The following is a 17,897-nucleotide window of genomic DNA, read 5'->3' on the forward strand; positions in this document are numbered from 1 at the left end:
CAACGCAAGCCGGCAGCAGCCGGCTTGCTCGGGCGGCGGCATGGACTTCTGAGCTAGAGGAACGTTCTGACGCCGCCCGGCTCTTTCGGGCAACGCAAGCCGGCAGCAGCCGGCTTGCTCGGGCGGCGGCATGGACTTCTGAGCTAGAGGAACGTTCTGACGCCGCCCGGCTCTTTCGGGCAACGCAAGCCGGCAGCAGCCGGCTTGCTCGGGCGGCACGAATAAAGAAGGCGGTCGGACCCTCGGTCCGACCGCCTTTTCTTTTGCCGTGACCCTTCGCCGTCTGCCGAGACCTCGCAAGCCGGGGAACGTCTCCCCTCCCCCTTGTGGGGAGGGGCGAGGGGGTGGGGGTAAAACCGCGGCGGGGTGGGGGGCGGCGGATCGGGGGCGCCGGAACACCCCCTGCCCTTCCCCTCCCCACAACGGGGAGGGGAAGCCTCCACCCCAAATGCTGCGGACGATCCCCTGCCCTTACGCCGGCTTGAGCAGCACGTGCTTCTTCTTGCCGAGCGAGAGCTTGACGACGCCCTCCGGCGTCAGGTCAGCTAGGGACAGCGCGGCCTTCTCGTCCGCCACCGCCTGATCGTTCACCCGGAGCCCGCCGCCCTTGATCTGGCGCCGCGCCTCGCTGGTGGAGGCAACGAGGCCGGCATCCACGAACGCGTTGGCGACGGGGAGACCCGCCTCCAGCTTCGCACGGGGCAGCTCCACGGTCGGCAGGTCCACGGCGAGCGCGCCCTCGGCGAAGGTGGTGCGGGCGGTCTCCTTCGCCTTGTCCGCAGCCTCGCGGCCGTGCAGGAGCGCGGTCGCCTCGGTGGCGAGCACCTCCTTGGCGATGTTGATCTCCTGGCCCTGAAGCGCCGCGAGCCGGGCGATCTCGTCAAGCGGCAGCTCGGTGAAGAGCTTCAAGAAGCGCTCCACGTCCGCGTCGCCGGCATTGCGCCAGTACTGCCAGTATTCGTAAGGCGAGAGCAGGTCGGCATCGAGCCACACGGCGCCGCCGGCGGTCTTGCCCATCTTGGCGCCGGACGAGGTGGTGAGCAGCGGCGTCGTCAGCGCGAACAGCTCGGCGCCGCGCATGCGCCGGCCCAGTTCCATGCCGTTGACGATGTTGCCCCACTGGTCCGAGCCGCCCATCTGCAGGATGCAGCCGTGGCGCTTGTTGAGCTCCACGAAGTCGTAGGCCTGCAGGATCATGTAGTTGAATTCGAGGAAGGTGAGCGGCTGCTCGCGCTCCAGGCGCAGCTTCACCGAATCGAAGGTGAGCATGCGGTTGATGGTGAAGTGCGGGCCCACCTCGCGCAGGAGCGGGATGTATTTCAGCTCGTCCAGCCAGGACGCGTTGTTCTCCATCACCGCGCCGTGCTCGAAATCCAGGAAGCGCGCGAACACCTTGCGGATCGAGGCGATATTGTCCTCGATCTGCTGGTCGCTCAGCATCCGGCGCGCCTCGTCCTTGCCGGACGGGTCGCCGATCTTGGTGGTGCCGCCGCCCATCAGCGCGATCGGCCGGTGGCCGGTGCGCTGCAAGGTGCGCAGCATCATGATGGAGAGCAGATGCCCCGCATGCAGGCTCGATGCGGTGGCGTCGAAGCCGATATAAGCGGTGATGGGGCCTTCCGCCGCCTTGGCGTCGAGGCGCTCAAGGTCCGAGCACTGGTGGATGTAGCCGCGCTCGGAGAGCGTGTTCAGGAAGTCGGAGCGGAAGGCGGGGCTGGTCATCGCAATTCTGTCGGTCTGGCGGAGGACGGGCGGAAGGAGCGGTGGTTTAGCAGGTCCCCGCCTGCTTTGCGACATTGGGAGGCAGGGATGGGCAACCGGGGATGGGGAGGCAGGGAACAGGCATGCGTGCGATCGGGCTCATGAGCGGCACCTCCATGGACGGGGTGGACGTGGCGCTGCTGGAGACCGACGGCGAGGCCGTCTTCTGGCGCGGCCCCTCCCTCGCCGTCCCGTTCGATGGCGCGACGCGGGCGCTGCTGGCCGGCGCGGTGGAGGATGCGCGCGGCGTCAATGGCCGCACCGACCGGCCGGGCCGGCTCGCCGCCGCGGAGGCGCGCATCACCGATCTCAACGCGGCCGCGGTCGAGGCGCTGCTGGCGAGCCTGCGCCTCGCGCCCTCCGACATCGCCGTGGTGGGCTTCCATGGCCAGACGGTGATCCACCGCCCCGACGCGCGCCTCACCGTGCAGCTCGGCCTCGGCGCGGCGCTGGCGCGGCGGCTCGCCATTCCCGTGGTGGCCGACATGCGGGCGGCGGACGTTGAGGCCGGCGGCCAGGGCGCGCCCCTGGTGCCCGCCTATCACCGGGCGCTGGCGCGCGGCCTTAATGGCCCGCGGCCGCTGGCGGTGCTCAATGTGGGCGGGGTCTCCAACGTCACCTTCCTCGACGGCGAAACGGACCCCGTCGCGTGCGACACCGGGCCGGGCAACGCGCTGCTGGACGACTTCCTGCTGGCCCGCGCCGGCCTTCCCTTCGACGATGGCGGCGCCATCGCCGCACGCGGCACGGCGGACGACGAGGCGGTGGCCCGGGTGCTGGCGCACCCCTTCTTCGCCGCGCCGCCGCCCAAGTCGCTGGACCGCAACGCCTTCCGCGAGATCGCCACGGCGCGCCTCGGGCTTGCCGGCCTGTCGCTGGAGGACGGCGCCGCGACCCTTAACGCCCTCACCGCCGCGAGCGTGGCCGCCATCGTGCCGCTTCTGCCGGCGCCGCCGAAGCGCTGGATCGTCGCGGGCGGCGGCGCGCGCAATGCCACGCTGCGCGCCATGCTGGCGGCGCGGCTTCAGGCCGAGGTGCTGACGGCGGATCAGGTGGGCTGGTCGTCCGACGCGCTGGAGGCGGAGGCCTTCGCCTTCCTCGCCGTGCGGGCGCTCAGGGGGCTGCCGCTCACCTTCCCCACCACCACGGGCGCGCCCGCGCCCCTGAGCGGCGGCGTGGTGTTCCGCCCCTGACGCGGCCTCAGGCGGTGGCGGCGGCGAGCACGAGCCCGCCGAGGATGGAGAGGTTCGACTGGATCTGCCGGAGCTTGCCGTCGCGCTCCGGCCCGCTGGAATTCCAGAAGTCGAGCATCAGCACGCTGGCGACCACGGTGAAGCCCGCAAGGCCGAGGGCTGCGGGCGCGACGAGGATGCCGGCCATCAGGCAGGCGGCGGCCGCGACCTGGAAAACGCTGGCGATGGCGAGCAGGATGCGCGCCTGGCGGATGCCGTTGGCCTCCATCATCTTCGCCACCTGTTCGAAGATGAAGGCGTGGTGGATGCCGCCGATGAGGAACAGGCTGCCCAGCAGCACCCGGCCGGCGACCACGCCCCAGCCTGCGAGATCCAAGGCCCCCTCCATCCGCATCTCCTCCCGCGCTTCCCGGCCGGACGCCTAGCGTCAAGCTCGCGGTCAGCCAATACCATGGCGGAAGCCGCCGGCGGGAGCGACGCATAGCGGATTGCGCCCGCCCAAGGCGGCGTGATCCAGAAGCACGCGGTGGAAACCATATCATGACACCGCAAGCTTAGACGAAAGTTGATGCACGGCGCCGCTGCGCCTCCTAGGGTAAGCCGACGGCGGCGCTTCGAGGGCACCCATGGGCAAATTGCACCGTGAGATCGGCCTCATCGGTCTCACCTTCGTCTCCGTCAGCGCCATCATCGGCTCGGGCTGGCTGTTCGCGCCGCTCCTCGCGGCCCAGCATGCCGGACCGGCGGCGCTCGTCGCCTGGGTGCTCGGCGGCATCGCCATGCTGCTGCTGGCGCTCACCTTCGCGGAGATTTCCGCCATGCTGCCGGTGCCCGGCGGCATCGCCCGCGTCCCCCAGTTCAGCCACGGCAACGTGGTCTCCATGGCCATGGGGTGGAGCGGCTGGGTGGGCTATTCCACCACCGCGCCCATCGAGGTGGAGGCCATGCTGCGCTATCTGGCGCCGCATCTGGACTGGCTCTACACGGCGCCGGGCAGCGGCACCCTCTCCTGGGGCGGCGTCGCCCTCGCCGGCGGCCTGCTCGCGCTGTTCACCGTCATCAATGCCTTCGGCGTGAAGTTCTTCGCCTATGTGAACACCACCATCACCTGGGCCAAGCTCGCCATCCCGATGCTGGTGATCGCCCTGTTCCTCGCCTCGCGCTTCGAGACCGCGAACTTCACCGCGCACGGCGGGTTCGCCCCCATGGGCCTTGCCGGCATCCTCGGCGCCATCTCGTCGGGCGGCGTGATCTTCTCCTATATCGGCTTCCGCCACGCCATCGACATGGCGGGCGAGGTGAAGAATCCCGGCCGCACCGTCCCGCTCGCTCTGGTCCTGTCGGTGCTCATCTGCTTCCTGATCTATGGCGGGCTGCAGTTCGCGTTCACCGGCGCGCTCGCCCCCGGCGACCTTGCCAAGGGCTGGGGCGCGCTGGCCCTTCCCGGCGAGCTCGGACCGCTCAGCGCGATCGCCGCCGCGCTGGGACTGCTCTGGCTGGTCAGCCTGCTCAATTTCGGCGCCGTGATCGGCCCGTTCGGCGGCGGCCTCGTGGCGGTCGGCTCCAACGCCCGCCTCGCCTTCGCGCTGGCCGAGAACGGCTTCTTCCCCAAGCTGTTCGCCAGCATCTCGGCGCGCGGCGTGCCGCTGGCGGCGCTGCTGCTCAATCTCGCATTCGCGGTGCTGGCCTTCGTGCTGCTGCCGTTCGACGAGGTGGTCCAGCTGAACTCGGCGGCGATCATCCTCTCGTTCGCGGTGGGGCCGGTGGCGGTGGTGGCGCTGCGCTCGCTTTTGCCGCAGGCCACCCGGCCGCTGCGCATCCCCGGCGTCTTCTTCGTGGCGCTCGCGGCCTTCGTGGTGGCCACGCTCATCATCTATTGGAGCGGGTGGAACACGGTATGGCGCCTCGGCATCTGCCTTGCGGTCGGGCTCGCCCTGTTCCTGGTCAACGCCCGCGCCCGCATGACGCGCGAGCTCGACGTGACGCAGGCGCTGTGGCTCGTGCCCTATCTCCTGGGCATCGCGATCGTGTCCTATCTCGGCGCCTTCGGCGGGCGCGGGATCATTCCGTTCGGGCTGGACATGGCGATCCTGGCGCTGCTCGCCGCGCTGGTGTTCGTCTATGCGATCAAGTCGCGCCTGCCGCAGGAGACGTTCGACCGCTACATGCGGGAGGAGCAGGTGCTGGAGACGCTTTCGGCCGACGCGCCCATCGACCCGCTGGCGACGCCGGGCGAGGTCCGCGTCTGAACCGCTCGCGGCGCCGCGCGGGCCCGGCCTGCTCGCACGCTCACGCCGCGCTGGGCGCATCCTCGCGCAGGTCCGGGTCCACGTCGCGCGGGAGGGCGTGGTCGCGGCTGGTGGCGGCGAGCACCTCCTCGGCGGCGCGCAGCTTCTCCTGCGCGCTCTCGGCCTCGCGCTGGCGGTTCCACAGCGCGGCATAGAGGCCGCCCTTGGCCAGCAGCGCCGCATGGCTGCCGCGCTCCGCGACGCGGCCCTCGGCCAGAACCAGGATCTCATCCGCCCCCACCACGGTGGACAGGCGGTGGGCGATGACCAGCGTGGTGCGGCCTTCCGAGACCCGGTCGAGCGCGGTCTGGATTTCGCTTTCCGTATGGCTGTCGAGGGCGCTCGTCGCTTCGTCCAGCACCAATATGGGCGGCGCCTTCAGGATGGTGCGGGCGATGGCGACCCGCTGCTTCTCGCCGCCGGAGAGCTTGAGGCCGCGCTCGCCCACCTCGGTCTTGAAGCCGTGCGGGGTGGAGCGGATGAAGCCGTCGATCTGGGCGAGGCGCGCCGCCTCCTCCACCTCGGCGTCGGAGGCGCCGGCCCTTCCGTAGCGGATGTTGTAGGCGATGGTGTCGTTGAACAGCACCGTGTCCTGCGGCACCATGCCGATGGCGGCGCGCAGGCTGTCCTGCGTCACCTTGCGGATGTCCTGCCCGTCGATGGTGATGCGGCCCGAGGAGATGTCGTAGAACCGGAACAGCAGGCGCGAGAGCGTTGACTTGCCCGCCCCGGACGGCCCGACGATGGCGACCGTGCGCCCCGCCGGCACCTCGAAGGTGACGCCCTTCAGGATCTCGCGCTCCGGATCGTAGGCGAAGCGCACGTCCTCGAACCGCACCGTGCCGCCGGAGACCACGAGGTCCGGCGCGCCCGGCGCGTCGGTGATCTCCGGATCGCGCGCCAGCACGGCGAACATGGCCTCGATGTCCACCATCGCCTGCTTGATCTCGCGGTAGATCATGCCGAGGAAGTTCAGCGGCACGTAGAACTGGATCATCATGGCGTTGACCATGACGAACGAGCCGACGCTCTGCCGCCCGGCGCGGATGTCCATCACGCACAGCGCCATCAGCGCCGTGAGGCCGAGGGTGAAGATCACCGCCTGCCCGGCATTGAGCCAGGCGAGCGAGGTATAGGTGCTGACGGTCGCCTTCTCGTAGCGCGCCACCGAGCGGTCGTAGCGGGCGGCCTCCCACTTTTCGGCGCCGAAATACTTCACCGTCTCGTAGTTGAGCAGGCTGTCCACCGCCTTGGAGGCGGCGTCGGTGTCGCTCTCATTCATCTCGCGGCGGATGGCGATGCGCCACTCGCTCGCCTTGTAGGTGAAGGCGGTGTAGAGCGCGACCGTCACCGCCACCACCGCCGCATAGCGCCAGTCGAAGGCGAAATAGAGCACGACCAGCACCATCACCAGTTCGACGATGGTGGGCGCGAGCTGCAGCACCAGCATGCGCACGATGGTCTCGATGCCGTCGCGCGCCCGCTCCAGGATGCGGGTGAGCCCGCCGGTGCGCCGCTCCAGGTGGAAGCGCAGCGAGAGCTGGTGCATGTGGCGGAACGTGACCATCGCAAGCTTGCGCACCGCATGCAGCGCCACGCGCGCGAACAGGCCGTCGCGCAACTGGGTGACGCCGGCCATGGTGATGCGGGCGAGGCCGTAGGCGAGCGTGAGCAGGATCGGCGCGCCGAGGATGTAGGCGATGGTCGCGCCGTCGCCCTGCCCGTCCGCCTCGGCGGCAAGCGCGTCGGTGGCCCACTTGAACACGAACGGCACCACCATGGTGGCGCCCTTGGCGGCGAACAGCAGCAGGAAGGTGAAGAGGACGCGGCGCTTCAGGTCCGGCCGGTCGGCCGGCCACAGATAGGGCCACAGCGCGCGCACGGTCGCGGCGAGGCGCGAGCCGGGCGGCGGCGGAAGGGAGGGATCGCGGACGGGAGAAGGGGTCGGGGACATGATGTTCCTAGTCGCGCTCCGCCCGCGCGTGGGGCGCGGGGAGCAGGCGGTCGAAGAAGGCGTCGAGGTCGCCTTTCAGGCGGCGCACTTCCTCGGCGTCGATCTGGTAGTGGGTGCGCTGGCCGTCCGGCCGGGCCGAGACGAGGCCGGCGGCGAGCAGCACCTTGAGGTGCTCGGAGACGGTGGATTGCGCCAGCGGCAGCTCGCGCACGATGTCGCCGCAGGGGCAGCAGTCCCGCCGCGCCAGCATCCGCAGCGCCGCGAGCCGCGCCGGATGGCCGAGCGCGCGCAGGCGGGCGGCAAGCCGTTCGGCGTCACCCTCCGTCATGGGCGCGGGGCAGGATGCGGAATTGGATTCGGGGCGGGCGCGGGTGAGATCATCCATCGTTCATCGCCGATAGCCGATGAATTGCACTTTTTGAAGGCGGGGGCTTGGATTGTCCACCGCGTCACGATTTCGTCGCGGCGGGCGTCGATGGTGGCGCCGCCGAAGCTTCATCACCAAATCAAGGCCATGGCTCATATTCAAAGCGTCTGCGTCTATTGCGGTTCCGCCCCCGGCTCCGATCCCCTGTTCGCCGAGGAGGCGCGCCGGTTCGGCCGCATCCTGGCGGACCACGGGGTGCGCCTCGTCTATGGCGGCGGCGGCATCGGCCTCATGGGCGAGGTGGCGAGCGCCGTCGCGCTCGCCGGCGGCAAGGTCATGGGCATCATCCCCGGCTTCCTGGTGCGGCGCGAGCGGGCGTTCGCGCACGAGGCCGAGATGCTGGTGGTCAACGACATGCACGAGCGCAAGCGGCTGATGTTCGAGCATGCCGATGCCTTCGTCGCTCTGCCGGGCGGCGTCGGCACGCTGGAGGAACTGGTGGAGCAGCTCACCTGGGCCCAGCTCGGCCAGCACCGCAAGCCCGTCCTCCTCGCCAACATCGCCGGCTTCTGGGACCCGTTCCTGACGCTGGTGGACCACATGCGCGCCACCGGCTTCATCCGCGCGCCCTATGCGGTGGACATGCTGGTGGCCGAGAGCGTGGACGAGATCCTGCCCATGCTCCAGGCCGCCGCCGCCCGCATACCCGACGCGGCGCTGCGCGGCACCGACGAGGCGGTGACGGAGAAGATGTGAGCCGCGCGCGGGACGGCGCGCATAGCCTGCCCGCCGGATCAATCCGTCCGCTGAACGCGATCCAGGCGGCGGCGGGAATGGGCCTTCAGAATCTGCTCCCGAACGTGGGAGAAGAAGCGGGGCGGAAGCATTCCGTAGTGGAAGCGTGCCGGTGCGCTGCCCGACACCAGCGCCAGGTCCGGGCCAGGCCAGAGGAAGTCGTTGGTTTCGGTCACAACGATCCAGGAGCGCTGTTCATCCAGGCCGAGGTAGGCCTTGAGCGCGGCAGGAATCTCCACCGCGTCCTGAGGATCGGCCGGCGGCGTGTGCGTGACGGGCACGACGGTGACGATTTCGTGCCCCTCGATCACCTGCCGTGCGGCGACGATGGCACATGGGCGCGCCTTGCGCCCTTCCTCATGGCCGGCGCGGTGCTCGGTGGCCCAAAGATAGGAATACCCGATGACGAGACCCGGACGGGGCGTCGGCAGGCTCACGGCGTCCAGTCTTTGAGCAGGGCGTCGAGCTCGGCATGATCGGCGCTCACCTCGGCGGCGGCGATGGCCTCCAGCGTCTGCGCGTCCAGGTCCTCGACCCGCCGTGCCACGCGACCCTTCACCACCAGCTCGAACAGGGCTGCGGACATCAGCACGGTATGCGGGCGGCCGTCCTTGGTGATGGCGACCGGCTCCCGCTGCGCGGCGTCCTGATAGCGCCCCACATTCTGCTGAAACTCGGCGGAGGAGACCTTCATGGCGATGCGACCTCCCGTGCAGAATAGCGAAAACCGTGCGGCATCGCAAAACTGCCCCCCTCAGGCTTACGCCCGCGCGCCTTCCTTCAGCAGCTTCCAGGTGATGGAATCGATCAGCGCCTGGAACGAGGCGTCGATGATGTTCGGCGAGACGCCCACCGTGCTCCAGCGGTCGCCGGTCTCGTCCACGCTCTCGATCAGCACCCGGGTGATGGCCTCGGTGCCGCCGTCGAGGATGCGCACGCGGTAGTCGGTCAGCTTCAGGCCGCCGATCAGCGGCTGGTACTTGCCGAGGTCCTTGCGCAGGGCGACGTCGAGCGCGTTCACCGGGCCGTTGCCCTCGGCGGCGGAGATCAGCACCTCTCCGTCCACCTCCACCTTCACGATCGCCTCGGCGACGGTGGTCATCTCGCCCTTGGCGTTGAAGCGGCGCTCCACCTTCACGCTGAAGCGCTCGACGCGGAAGAAGTCGGGCACCGTGCCCAGCATGCGCTTCGCCAGCAGCGCGAACGAGGCGTCCGCCGCCTCGTAGGAATAGCCCAGCGCCTCGCGGCTCTTCACCTCGTCCAGCAGGCGCGCGACGCGCGGGTCGCCCTTGTCCACCGCGACGCCGAGCCGCTCCAGCTCGGACAGAACGTTGGACTTGCCCGCCTGGTCGGACACCATCACCCGGCGGCGGTTGCCCACCAATTCCGGCGGCACGTGCTCGTAGGTGGCGGGGTCCTTGAGGATCGCCGAGGCGTGGATGCCGGCCTTGGTGGCGAACGCGCTGTCGCCGACGTAGGGGGCGTGGCGGTTCGGCGCCCGGTTCAGCATCTCGTCGAGGGTGCGCGAGACCTGGGCAAGATGGGTGAGACGTTCGCGGTCGACGCCGATCTCGAACCGGTCGGCATAGTCCGCCTTCAGCAAAAGCGTCGGGATCAGCGAGACGAGGTTGGCATTGCCGCAGCGCTCGCCGAGGCCGTTCAGCGTGCCCTGGATCTGGCGCGCGCCGGCGCGCACGGCGGCGAGCGAGTTGGCCACCGCCTGCTCGGTGTCGTTATGGGCATGGATGCCCACATGGTCGCCGGGGACCACGGCCACCACCTTGCGCACGATCTCCTCCACCTCGTGCGGCAGGGTGCCGCCATTGGTGTCGCACAGCACCACCCAGCGCGCGCCGGACTCGAAGGCGGTGCGGGCGCAGGCGAGCGCGAAGTCCGGGTCTTCCTTGAAGCCGTCGAAGAAGTGCTCGCAATCCACCAGCGCCTCGCGCCCGGCGGCAACCGCCGCCGTCACGCTGTCGCGGATCGAATCGAGGTTGTCCTCCCGGGAGCATTCGAGCGCCACCCGCACCTGGTAGGCGGAGGCCTTGGCGACGAAGCAGATGGCATCCGCCTTCGCCTCCAGCAGCGCCGCGACGCCGGGATCGTTCGCCGCCGAGCGGCCGGGCCGCTTGGTCATGCCGAAGGCCGTGACGCGCGCCTTCGCCGGGTGGCTTTGCGCGAACAACTGGCTGTCGGTCGGGTTGGCGCCGGGATAGCCGGCCTCGATGTAGTCCACCCCGAGGCCGTCCAGCAGGCCCATCACCTTCAGCTTGTCGGCGACGGTGAAGTCGACCCCGTTGGTCTGCGCGCCGTCGCGCAGCGTGGTATCGAACAGATACAGGCGTTCCTTGGCCATGGCAGCGTGCTCTTTTTCCTCCCCTCTCCCGTTGCGGGAGTGGAGTCGGGGGTCATGGGTAGGCCGGGTGCCGGCCTCGATCGGTGCTGAGGCGGCGCCCGCCCCCTCACCCGTCTCGCGGCTGCGCCGCGATCCACCCTCTCCCGCAAGGGGAGAGGGGTTGGCGCCCGGCGCGTCGGCCGGTGCAGCCGGAGGTGTGGCAGCAGGCGTTATCGTTGTTCCAAAAGCGGAGCACACGGAAGCCGCTGCGGCGGAAGAAGGCGTCCCGTGCCGCATCGCGGAGCGCGCCCGCATGCTGCCCGCCGTCCGCCTCCACCACGAGGCGGTGTCCGAAGCTCAGGAAGTCCGCCACATAGGGTCCGGCGGGAACCTGCCGGCGGAACTTGGCGCCGTCGAACCGGCGATCCCGCAGCAGGCGCCACAGCCGCGCCTCGGCGTCGGTCATGCTCCGGCGCAGGGTGCGCGCGCGGGCAACCGGAGCCTGCGGCGCGGCCGACATCATCTCCCCTCCCCCAGGGTCTTCTTCATGCTGGTGTTGCCGAGCCAGGTGTCGGCGCGGGGGACCATGTTGCGGCGCTGGGCCTCGTAGCCGCGGTGCTGGAAGAAGCCGAGCGCGGTGTCGCTCGCGTCCACCGTCAGCGCGGTCTTGCCACGCGCCTTGGCGAGCGCCTCCACGGCGCCGGCGAGCGCGGCGCCGACGCCGGTGCCGGCGGCGTCCGGGCGCACATAGAGCAGCTCGATGTGCTCGTTGTCCTTCAGCGCGACGAAGCCCACCGGTTCGCTGCCGCGGAGCGCCACGACGGTGAGCAGGCCGGCGAGCCGGGTTCCGAACGCCGCCTCGTCGTCGGCGGCGGCCATCCAGGCCTCCTGCTGCTCCTCGTCATAGTCCTCGCCGGTCAGCTCGGCGACGGAGGCGCGGAACAGCGCCGCCAGCACCGGCGCATCGGCGGGCAGATAGGGCCGCAGCGCGATCTTCGCCGCCTCGCTCATCGCGCGATCTCCCAGCTGGTGGTGCCGTCCTTGTTGTCCATCAGCACGATGCCGCCCGCCGCCAGCTCCTCGCGGATCTGGTCGGCGCGCTTGAAGTCCTTGGCCTTGCGGGCGGCGAGGCGCTCGGCGATGAGGCTCTCGATCGCCTGTTCGTCCACGGCAATGGCCGCCTTGGCCCGCGCGCGCCACCCGGTTTCGGTATCGCCGAGCAGGCCGAGCAGGTTGGCGGCGCCCTTGAACAGCATGGCCGAGCGCGCGTCGCTCTCCGCCACGTCGGCCAGTTGGTGCAGGTGGGCGATGGCGGCGGGCGTGTTGAGGTCGTCGCCGAGCCGCTCGGCCAGCTCCGCCTCGAACGGGTTCTCGCCGCCCGTCACCGCCGCGACGTCGCCGACGACGCGGTACCAGCGGTCCAGCGTCTTGGCGGCGAAGCCGAGGCCCTGGCGGGTCCAGTTGATGGGCTGGCGATAGTGGGTGGAGAGCATGGCGAGGCGCAGCACCTCGCCCGGCCACTCGCCGATGAGTTCGCGGATGGTGACGAAGTTGCCGAGCGACTTCGACATCTTCTCGCCTTCCAGCATCAGGAAGCCGTTGTGCATCCAGACCTGCGCCATCACGCCGGTGTGGAAGGCGCAGCGCGACTGGGCGATCTCGTTCTCGTGGTGCGGGAAGACCAGGTCGATGCCGCCGCCATGGATGTCGAAGGTCTCGCCCAGATGCTTCCAGCTCATGGCCGAGCATTCGATGTGCCAGCCGGGCCGGCCAGGGGTGGCGATGCCGGCGGGCGAGGGCCAGCCGGGGGCGTCGCCTGTGCTCGGCTTCCACAGCACGAAGTCCATGGCGTCGCGCTTGTAGGGGGCGACGTCGACCCGCGCGCCGGCGATCATCTCGTCGAGCGGGCGGCGCGAGAGCTGGCCGTAGTCCGGCATGGAGGGCACATTGAACAGCACGTGCTCCTGCGCCACATAGGCATGCCCGGAGGCGACGAGGCGCTCGATGAGCTGGTGCATCTCGGCGATATGCTCGGTGGCGCGCGGCTCGACGCTGGGCGGCAGGCAGCCGAGCGCCGCCACGTCCTCGCGGAACCAGGCGTAGGTCTCCTCGGTCAGGTCGCGGATGGTGATGCCGCGCTCGGCGGCGCGGGCGTTGATCTTGTCGTCCACGTCCGTGATGTTGCGCACATAGGTCACGGCGCGCTCGCCGTAGAGCCGGCGCAGCAGGCGGAACAGCACGTCGAACACGATCACCGGCCGCGCATTGCCGATATGGGCGTGGTCGTAGACGGTGGGCCCGCACACATACATGCGCACCCGCGCCGGATCGATCGGGCGGAAGGGGTCCTTCGACCGCGTCAGGGTGTTGTAGAGCCTAAGCTCCATGGATCGCTCCGCTCCGCATGTTCGGCGCGTGCTCGCGCTCGCCACCGGCCGGGCGTCCAGATCCTCAAGGCATCAGCAAGATGAGCAAGGGACGGCCACGGCCAGCGTGAGGGCTAGCCGCAGATAATCGGCAGAATGGCGCCGACGATGGTGAAAGAACCTTGCATGGCGCGGGACAATGGTTCCGCCCGCGCCGCCCGTCAAGGGATTTCACAAGGGCGTGCGGCCGCCCATCGCGGGACGGCGCCCGCCGCGCGGGCGCGACGCATTGACCCGCGCCGCAACCCCTGCGTATGCCGCGCGGCGCGTTCGCTGGCCGGCCTCTTGCGGGAGAGGCCTTCGGCGATGCCACCCGTCGGGATGCCCCAAGGCGGGGTGCCCCACGGCGGATGCCACACAATGGCTGGAATCGGCGCGCCAGCGTGGTGCCTGCGCCGTCCGCCGCGTCCCACCGGGCGAATGCCTCGCGGCTTCCGTCCACGCCAACACGCCGGGCGACACCGTCAGAAAGGCTATGAACCCGCTCATGCCGAGATCCGCCTTGCCGACATCCGCCTTGCCGAAGCCGGTAGCGCCGAAGCCTGCGGCGCGCCTCTGGCGCAGCCTCGCGGCGGCGCTGGTCGCGCTCCTCGCTCTGTCGGCGGAGGCCCGCGCCGAAACCCGCATCTTCCTGATCGACAGCTCGGACGGCTACGGCATCGACGCGTGCCTGGCCACCGGCGCGCCGTGCGGCGAGCGCATCGCCACCGCCTGGTGCCGCGCCCACCAGTATGATCGCGCCATCGATTTCGGCCGGGTGGCGAACGACGCCATGACGCCGATCTCCTCCGGCTCCGCCGGCGGCCCCTCGTGCCACGGCCCGCTGTGCCCGCCGGTGGTGGCGATCACCTGCTCGCGGTAGGGCCCCTCACCACCCCTTCTTGATGAAGTCCGCGCATTTGGGCACCTCGCCTTGACCGCCCCAGGGCATGATCGGGACCGAGGAGGTGGAGTTCTTCGGGCTGCCGTCGATCAGCTTGTCGGAATAGACGAGGTAGACCAGCACGTTGCGCTTGGGGTCGCAGCCGCGGACGATCTGCATCTTCTTGAAGAAGAAGGAGCGGCTCTCGCGGAACACCACGTCGCCCTGCTCGAACTTGCCCTTGAACGAGATCGGCCCGACCTGCCGGCAGGCGAGCGAGATGTCGGAGGTCTCCTCGGCCACGCCGAACATGCCGGAGACGCCGCCCTTCTCGGGCGTCGTGTAGTGGCAGGCGACGCCGTCCACCACCGGGTCGTCGATGCCGTAGACCGCGAGCTTGTCGTCGGGGGTGAGGAACTTCCACACCGTCGACTTGCGGAAGATGAGGTCCGGCTCCTGGGCCAGCGCCGGCGCGGCGGCGCCCATCAGCAGGAGGCCGGCGGCGGCCACGGCACGGCAGGCCCTGATTGAAATCCGCGTCATCGTCACGCCTTCGCTCCCTCGGTCCCCGGCCCGGCGCCATGCGCGCCCGGTCGGCGCCAGATATGGGGTTGCGCCGGGCAAAGGGGAAGACGCCCGGGGTCTGCCTTCGGCATGCGCGGGGGTGGCGGGCGCGCCGGGCGATTGACGGACGGCGCGCGCCGTGACACCGGTCGCGCTTCAAGCGCCGCTGGCCGAACGGCGGCGAACAAGGTCGCTCCAGGAGAGACGCCATGGTCCCCTCGCGCCGCGCCTTCGTGGGCGCCTCCGCCGCCACACTCGCCACCGGCGGCCTCGCCGCACCGGCGATCGCCCAGTCGCAGCCGCAGGTGAAGTGGCGCCTCACCTCCTCCTTCCCGCGCTCGCTCGACACCATCTACGGCACCGCCCAGATGTTCGCGCGCTTCGTGGCCGAGGCGACCGACGGCGCGTTCCAGATCCAGACCTTCCCGGCGGGCGAGATCGTGCCCGGCCTGCAGGCGCTCGATTCGGTCTCCACCGGCGCGGTCGACTGCGCCCAGACCGCGACCTACTTCTATTCCGGCAAGGACCCGACGCTTGCCTTCGGCACCGGCGTGCCGTTCGGCTTCAACTCGCGCCAGCAGCACTCCTGGTGGTTCTTCGGCGGCGGGGAGCAGATCATCAACGGCGTGCTCGCCAAGTACAACGTCACCTCCATCCCCATGGGCAATTCGGGCTGCCAGATGGGCGGCTTCTTCCGCAAGGAGCTGAACGACGTCGCCGATCTCAAGGGCCTGAAGTTCCGCATCGGCGGCATCGGCGGCCAGGTGCTGGCGAAGCTCGGCGTGGTGCCGCAGCAGATCGCCCCCGGCGACGTGTTCCCGGCGCTGGAGCGCGGCTCCATCGACGCGGCCGAGTTCGTCGGCCCCTATGACGACGAGAAGCTCGGCCTCGTGAAGGTGGCGAAATACTACTACTATCCCGGCTGGTGGGAGGGCGGCGCCATGCTGCACCTGGTGGTCAATGCCCAGAAGTGGGCGGCGCTGCCGAAGCACTACCAGGCGATCGTGCGCAATGCCGCCGAGGCCGCCAACAACTGGATGCTGGCGAAGTACGATTCGGTGAACCCGCCGGCGCTGCGCCGCCTGGTGCAGCAGGGCGTGGAGCTGCGCCCCTTCCCCGCCCCCATCATGGAGGCGGGCTACAAGGCGGCGCAGGAGCTCTATGCGGAGCTGGCCGCCGGCAACCCCGCCTTCAAGCAGGCGCTCGACAGCATGAACGCGATCCGCGCCGACCAATTGGTGTGGTGGCAGATTGCCGAATACGCCTTCGACGGCTTCAACATCCGCACCCGCGGCAAGAGCTGAACGGCGGCGGCACACCGTTTCGCGCGCCCGCCCGATGCCGATGCCGGGAAACCCCTCCCCATTGCGGGGAGGGGGGCCGCGCCCAAGCGGGCCACGTCAGACCGCACCCCGGGCGTGCAATTCCTTACTTTGGTCACCATTGGGCAAGGCCGCCGCGTTATAGAAACCAAGCTGTGCGCCGCTGCCTTTCGGCGCGCATGGCGGGGGCCGTACGGAAGAGAACTGAGAATGGGCGCAGCGGAGACGGTGGTGGAGCGGCTCGGGATGCTGGCGCGCAGCGCCGGAATGGCGCTGCTTTTCGTGGCGGGCGCGGCCGGTCCGGCGCTGGCACAGGTGCCCAACGCGATCTGCCAGCAGCTCGAAGCCCAGCTCGTCGCGCTCGACCGCGGCGTCGGTGCCCGCGCGCAGCAGCAGAACCAGGCGGCGCGCATCCGTTCCGATCTCGACCAGCTCACCCGCCAGGCCAACAGCATGGGCTGCGACGCGCCGCGCGGCTTCCTGATCTTCCAGGGGCCGCCGCGCCCGCCCCAGTGCGACCAGATCTCCGACCAGATCTCGCGCCTGCGCTCCCAGCTCGCCGCCAGCGATCGCGCCGGCGGCGACGACCAGGGCCAGCGCCGCGCCCTCATCATCGCGCTCGCGCAGAACAATTGCGGCCCGCAATACGCCGCCGCGGTGCGCCAGGTGCCGCAACAGCAGCAGCAGCGCCCGCGCAACTTCTTCGAGGCGCTGTTCGGCGGCCCGATCCAGTCGGGCGAGGGCTCGACCGACCTTGAGGTCCTGCCGCTGGAGACGCCGCGGCCCTCAAGCTACAAGTCCGTGTGCGTGCGCACCTGCGACGGCTATTTCTTCCCCATGGCGAACTATTCCTCGCCCGGCCGCTTCGCCCAGGACGAGGCGCTGTGCCAGCGTCTGTGTCCGGCGTCGGAGACCCAGCTCTTCACCATTCCGGGCGACGACATCCGCAACGCCACCAATGTGGCCGGCCAGTCCTACATGTCGCTGCCGAACGCGCTGCGCTACCGCAAGGAGCTGGTCGCCTCCTGCACCTGCAAGCCGGCCGGCCAGTCGTGGGCGCAGGCGCTCGCCGGGCTGGAGGACAAGACCACGCTGCGCAAGGGCGACATCATCGTCACCGAAGAGCAGGCACGCGAGATGTCGCAGCCGCGCTTCAACGATCCGAAGGCACGCGGCGCGGCGCCGCAGCCGGCGGGCGAGCCCAACGCCCCCTCGCTCGCCGCCACCGCCACGGCGCCGCTCGCCCCCGCCTCCGAACAGCCCGGCCGGCGGCAGGTGCGGGTGATCCCGCTGCCGCCGTCGCAGCCGGTTCAGCCTCGGCCCACGGCGGCGGAATCGGCCGATATCGGCGCCAAGTCGGTGCCGGTCCAACAATAGAAATGCGCTCGCAGTCCCGGCCGCGCCAAAGCTGAAGCCGGAGCGCCGCCGAGCCCGTCAAGCCGGCGCGAACTCCACCAGAAGAAGGCGGCATCCCTCGGGCCCCGGCAGGAGCATCGCGGCGCCGCCCGTGACCAGCGCCGCGTCGCCGGATGCCAGCGCGGCACCGGGGCGGCCGTCCTGCGCCGGAACCTGCGCCTCGCCCGCAGCGACAAAGGCCAGCGCGAACGCCCCCGCGCCGGCTGCGAGGCGGGCCGGCGCGCTCATCCGCGTCACCCGGTGGGCGAACATCCCGCGACGGGTCATCACGTTGAGGTCGGTGATCGGGCCGCCGAGGGGCGTGCCCGCGACCGGGACGTCCGCCGGGAAGGCATAGGGCGCCGACGCAAGGTCAAGCCGCACCTCGGCGCCGTCCGCGAAGTCGAGCATCAGCCCGTCGCCGGTGAGCACGCTGAGCGTGCGGTCCACCCCCGGAAACAGCGAGAACGGGCCGGCCACCGCCACCCGCGCGCTGCTCACCCGCCAGCCGAAGTCGTTCAGGCCCGCGCCCTCCGGAAAGCAGGCGATCTCCACCGTCTCGCCGCCGCCGTTCTTCCACGGCATGCGCCGGCCCTCGGCAGAGCGGATGATGCGCAGAACGTCCCCGGGCGCCC

At 70.4% G+C, this 17,897-nt stretch carries 18 protein-coding genes; 6 read left to right on the forward strand and 12 right to left on the reverse strand.

Annotation, left to right across the window (positions count from 1 at the left end; all coding sequences use genetic code 11):
- Positions 1 to 471: 471 nt before the first annotated feature.
- Positions 472 to 1,722, reverse strand: a complete 1,251-nt coding sequence (gene tyrS / locus D9R14_RS13855; protein WP_121623932.1) for a tyrosine--tRNA ligase — start codon at positions 1,720 to 1,722, stop codon at positions 472 to 474.
- A 122-nt stretch (positions 1,723 to 1,844) separates the two neighbouring features.
- Here tyrS and D9R14_RS13860 point away from each other — a divergent pair, with 122 nt between their 5' ends.
- On the forward strand, positions 1,845 to 2,954 hold the full coding sequence (locus tag D9R14_RS13860) for an anhydro-N-acetylmuramic acid kinase (protein WP_121623933.1): 1,110 nt from the start codon (positions 1,845 to 1,847) through the stop codon (positions 2,952 to 2,954).
- 7 nt (positions 2,955 to 2,961) lie between these two features.
- On the opposite strand, the gene D9R14_RS13865 is transcribed toward D9R14_RS13860, so the two are convergent.
- A complete protein-coding gene (locus tag D9R14_RS13865) occupies positions 2,962 to 3,330 on the reverse strand; it encodes a DoxX family protein (protein WP_170168620.1) in 369 nt (122 codons plus the stop codon).
- Positions 3,331 to 3,580: 250 nt separating this feature from the next.
- Here D9R14_RS13865 and D9R14_RS13870 point away from each other — a divergent pair, with 250 nt between their 5' ends.
- The gene (locus tag D9R14_RS13870) at positions 3,581 to 5,203 is read left to right on the forward strand and encodes an APC family permease (RefSeq protein ID WP_121623935.1); all 1,623 of its coding nucleotides are present in this window, start codon (positions 3,581 to 3,583) and stop codon (positions 5,201 to 5,203) included.
- Positions 5,204 to 5,243: 40 nt separating this feature from the next.
- Here the strand turns inward: D9R14_RS13870 and D9R14_RS13875 are convergent, their stop codons facing one another.
- Positions 5,244 to 7,196 carry an ABCB family ABC transporter ATP-binding protein/permease gene (locus D9R14_RS13875; RefSeq protein ID WP_121623936.1) on the reverse strand — a complete coding sequence of 651 codons (1,953 nt, stop codon included), beginning with the start codon at positions 7,194 to 7,196 and terminating at the stop codon, positions 5,244 to 5,246.
- Positions 7,197 to 7,203: 7 nt separating this feature from the next.
- Positions 7,204 to 7,581, reverse strand: coding sequence for an ArsR/SmtB family transcription factor (locus tag D9R14_RS13880; RefSeq protein ID WP_245420806.1), 378 nt, complete (start codon positions 7,579 to 7,581; stop codon positions 7,204 to 7,206).
- Between the two features lie 129 nt (positions 7,582 to 7,710).
- Here D9R14_RS13880 and D9R14_RS13885 point away from each other — a divergent pair, with 129 nt between their 5' ends.
- Complete coding sequence (locus D9R14_RS13885; protein ID WP_121624051.1) at positions 7,711 to 8,319, forward strand: LOG family protein; 609 nt, start codon at positions 7,711 to 7,713, stop codon at positions 8,317 to 8,319.
- 38 nt (positions 8,320 to 8,357) lie between these two features.
- On the opposite strand, the gene D9R14_RS13890 is transcribed toward D9R14_RS13885, so the two are convergent.
- The 6 genes from D9R14_RS13890 to cysS all read right to left on the reverse strand — a co-directional run bounded on the left by D9R14_RS13890 (position 8,358) and on the right by cysS (position 13,080).
- A complete protein-coding gene (locus tag D9R14_RS13890; RefSeq protein WP_121623937.1) occupies positions 8,358 to 8,795 on the reverse strand; it encodes a type II toxin-antitoxin system PemK/MazF family toxin in 438 nt (145 codons plus the stop codon).
- Positions 8,792 to 9,052 (reverse strand): type II toxin-antitoxin system prevent-host-death family antitoxin, encoded by a 261-nt coding sequence (locus D9R14_RS13895; RefSeq protein ID WP_121623938.1) that lies wholly within the window; start codon positions 9,050 to 9,052, stop codon positions 8,792 to 8,794. Before D9R14_RS13895 ends, D9R14_RS13890 begins: the two co-directional genes overlap by 4 nt.
- Positions 9,053 to 9,118: 66 nt before the next feature.
- Positions 9,119 to 10,714: a citramalate synthase gene (gene cimA / locus D9R14_RS13900; protein WP_121623939.1), complete on the reverse strand. Its 1,596-nt coding sequence runs from the start codon at positions 10,712 to 10,714 to the stop codon at positions 9,119 to 9,121.
- A 106-nt stretch (positions 10,715 to 10,820) separates the two neighbouring features.
- Positions 10,821 to 11,216, reverse strand: coding sequence for an endonuclease domain-containing protein (locus D9R14_RS13905; protein ID WP_121623940.1), 396 nt, complete (start codon positions 11,214 to 11,216; stop codon positions 10,821 to 10,823).
- Positions 11,213 to 11,704, reverse strand: a complete 492-nt coding sequence (locus D9R14_RS13910) for a GNAT family N-acetyltransferase (protein ID WP_121623941.1) — start codon at positions 11,702 to 11,704, stop codon at positions 11,213 to 11,215. The genes D9R14_RS13905 and D9R14_RS13910 overlap by 4 nt, the downstream gene beginning before the upstream one ends.
- Positions 11,701 to 13,080 (reverse strand): cysteine--tRNA ligase, encoded by a 1,380-nt coding sequence (gene cysS, locus D9R14_RS13915; protein WP_121623942.1) that lies wholly within the window; start codon positions 13,078 to 13,080, stop codon positions 11,701 to 11,703. Before cysS ends, D9R14_RS13910 begins: the two co-directional genes overlap by 4 nt.
- Positions 13,081 to 13,621: 541 nt before the next feature.
- Here cysS and D9R14_RS13920 point away from each other — a divergent pair.
- The gene (locus D9R14_RS13920) at positions 13,622 to 13,981 is read left to right on the forward strand and encodes a hypothetical protein (protein WP_245420807.1); all 360 of its coding nucleotides are present in this window, start codon (positions 13,622 to 13,624) and stop codon (positions 13,979 to 13,981) included.
- Positions 13,982 to 13,987: 6 nt separating this feature from the next.
- Here the strand turns inward: D9R14_RS13920 and D9R14_RS13925 are convergent, their stop codons facing one another.
- Positions 13,988 to 14,524, reverse strand: coding sequence for a CreA family protein (locus tag D9R14_RS13925; RefSeq protein ID WP_121623944.1), 537 nt, complete (start codon positions 14,522 to 14,524; stop codon positions 13,988 to 13,990).
- A gap of 230 nt (positions 14,525 to 14,754) precedes the next feature.
- Here D9R14_RS13925 and D9R14_RS13930 point away from each other — a divergent pair, with 230 nt between their 5' ends.
- The gene (locus D9R14_RS13930) at positions 14,755 to 15,849 is read left to right on the forward strand and encodes a TRAP transporter substrate-binding protein (protein ID WP_121623945.1); all 1,095 of its coding nucleotides are present in this window, start codon (positions 14,755 to 14,757) and stop codon (positions 15,847 to 15,849) included.
- A gap of 228 nt (positions 15,850 to 16,077) precedes the next feature.
- Positions 16,078 to 17,244, forward strand: a complete 1,167-nt coding sequence (locus tag D9R14_RS13935; protein ID WP_121623946.1) for a DUF2865 domain-containing protein — start codon at positions 16,078 to 16,080, stop codon at positions 17,242 to 17,244.
- A gap of 57 nt (positions 17,245 to 17,301) precedes the next feature.
- Here D9R14_RS13935 and D9R14_RS13940 read toward each other — a convergent pair whose 3' ends face one another.
- Complete coding sequence (locus D9R14_RS13940) at positions 17,302 to 17,847, reverse strand: HutD/Ves family protein (RefSeq protein WP_342634787.1); 546 nt, start codon at positions 17,845 to 17,847, stop codon at positions 17,302 to 17,304.
- Positions 17,848 to 17,897 lie beyond the last annotated feature (50 nt).

Source organism: Xanthobacter tagetidis (assembly GCF_003667445.1).
GTDB lineage: Bacteria > Pseudomonadota > Alphaproteobacteria > Rhizobiales > Xanthobacteraceae > Xanthobacter > Xanthobacter tagetidis.

What these genes read in the sequence shown, in the direction of transcription:
- tyrS (WP_121623932.1), bottom strand. Translation starts at nt 1,722, where the DNA reads ATGACCAGCCCCGCCTTCCGCTCCGACTTCCTGAACACGCTCTCCGAG.
- D9R14_RS13860 (WP_121623933.1), top strand. Translation starts at nt 1,845, where the DNA reads ATGCGTGCGATCGGGCTCATGAGCGGCACCTCCATGGACGGGGTGGAC.
- D9R14_RS13870 (WP_121623935.1), top strand. Translation starts at nt 3,581, where the DNA reads ATGGGCAAATTGCACCGTGAGATCGGCCTCATCGGTCTCACCTTCGTC.
- D9R14_RS13875 (WP_121623936.1), bottom strand. Translation starts at nt 7,196, where the DNA reads ATGTCCCCGACCCCTTCTCCCGTCCGCGATCCCTCCCTTCCGCCGCCG.
- D9R14_RS13880 (WP_245420806.1), bottom strand. Translation starts at nt 7,581, where the DNA reads ATGGATGATCTCACCCGCGCCCGCCCCGAATCCAATTCCGCATCCTGC.
- D9R14_RS13885 (WP_121624051.1), top strand. Translation starts at nt 7,711, where the DNA reads ATGGCTCATATTCAAAGCGTCTGCGTCTATTGCGGTTCCGCCCCCGGC.
- D9R14_RS13895 (WP_121623938.1), bottom strand. Translation starts at nt 9,052, where the DNA reads ATGAAGGTCTCCTCCGCCGAGTTTCAGCAGAATGTGGGGCGCTATCAG.
- cimA (WP_121623939.1), bottom strand. Translation starts at nt 10,714, where the DNA reads ATGGCCAAGGAACGCCTGTATCTGTTCGATACCACGCTGCGCGACGGC.
- D9R14_RS13905 (WP_121623940.1), bottom strand. Translation starts at nt 11,216, where the DNA reads ATGATGTCGGCCGCGCCGCAGGCTCCGGTTGCCCGCGCGCGCACCCTG.
- D9R14_RS13910 (WP_121623941.1), bottom strand. Translation starts at nt 11,704, where the DNA reads ATGAGCGAGGCGGCGAAGATCGCGCTGCGGCCCTATCTGCCCGCCGAT.
- cysS (WP_121623942.1), bottom strand. Translation starts at nt 13,080, where the DNA reads ATGGAGCTTAGGCTCTACAACACCCTGACGCGGTCGAAGGACCCCTTC.
- D9R14_RS13925 (WP_121623944.1), bottom strand. Translation starts at nt 14,524, where the DNA reads ATGACGCGGATTTCAATCAGGGCCTGCCGTGCCGTGGCCGCCGCCGGC.
- D9R14_RS13930 (WP_121623945.1), top strand. Translation starts at nt 14,755, where the DNA reads ATGGTCCCCTCGCGCCGCGCCTTCGTGGGCGCCTCCGCCGCCACACTC.
- D9R14_RS13935 (WP_121623946.1), top strand. Translation starts at nt 16,078, where the DNA reads ATGGGCGCAGCGGAGACGGTGGTGGAGCGGCTCGGGATGCTGGCGCGC.
- D9R14_RS13940 (WP_342634787.1), bottom strand. Translation starts at nt 17,847, where the DNA reads ATGCCGTGGAAGAACGGCGGCGGCGAGACGGTGGAGATCGCCTGCTTT.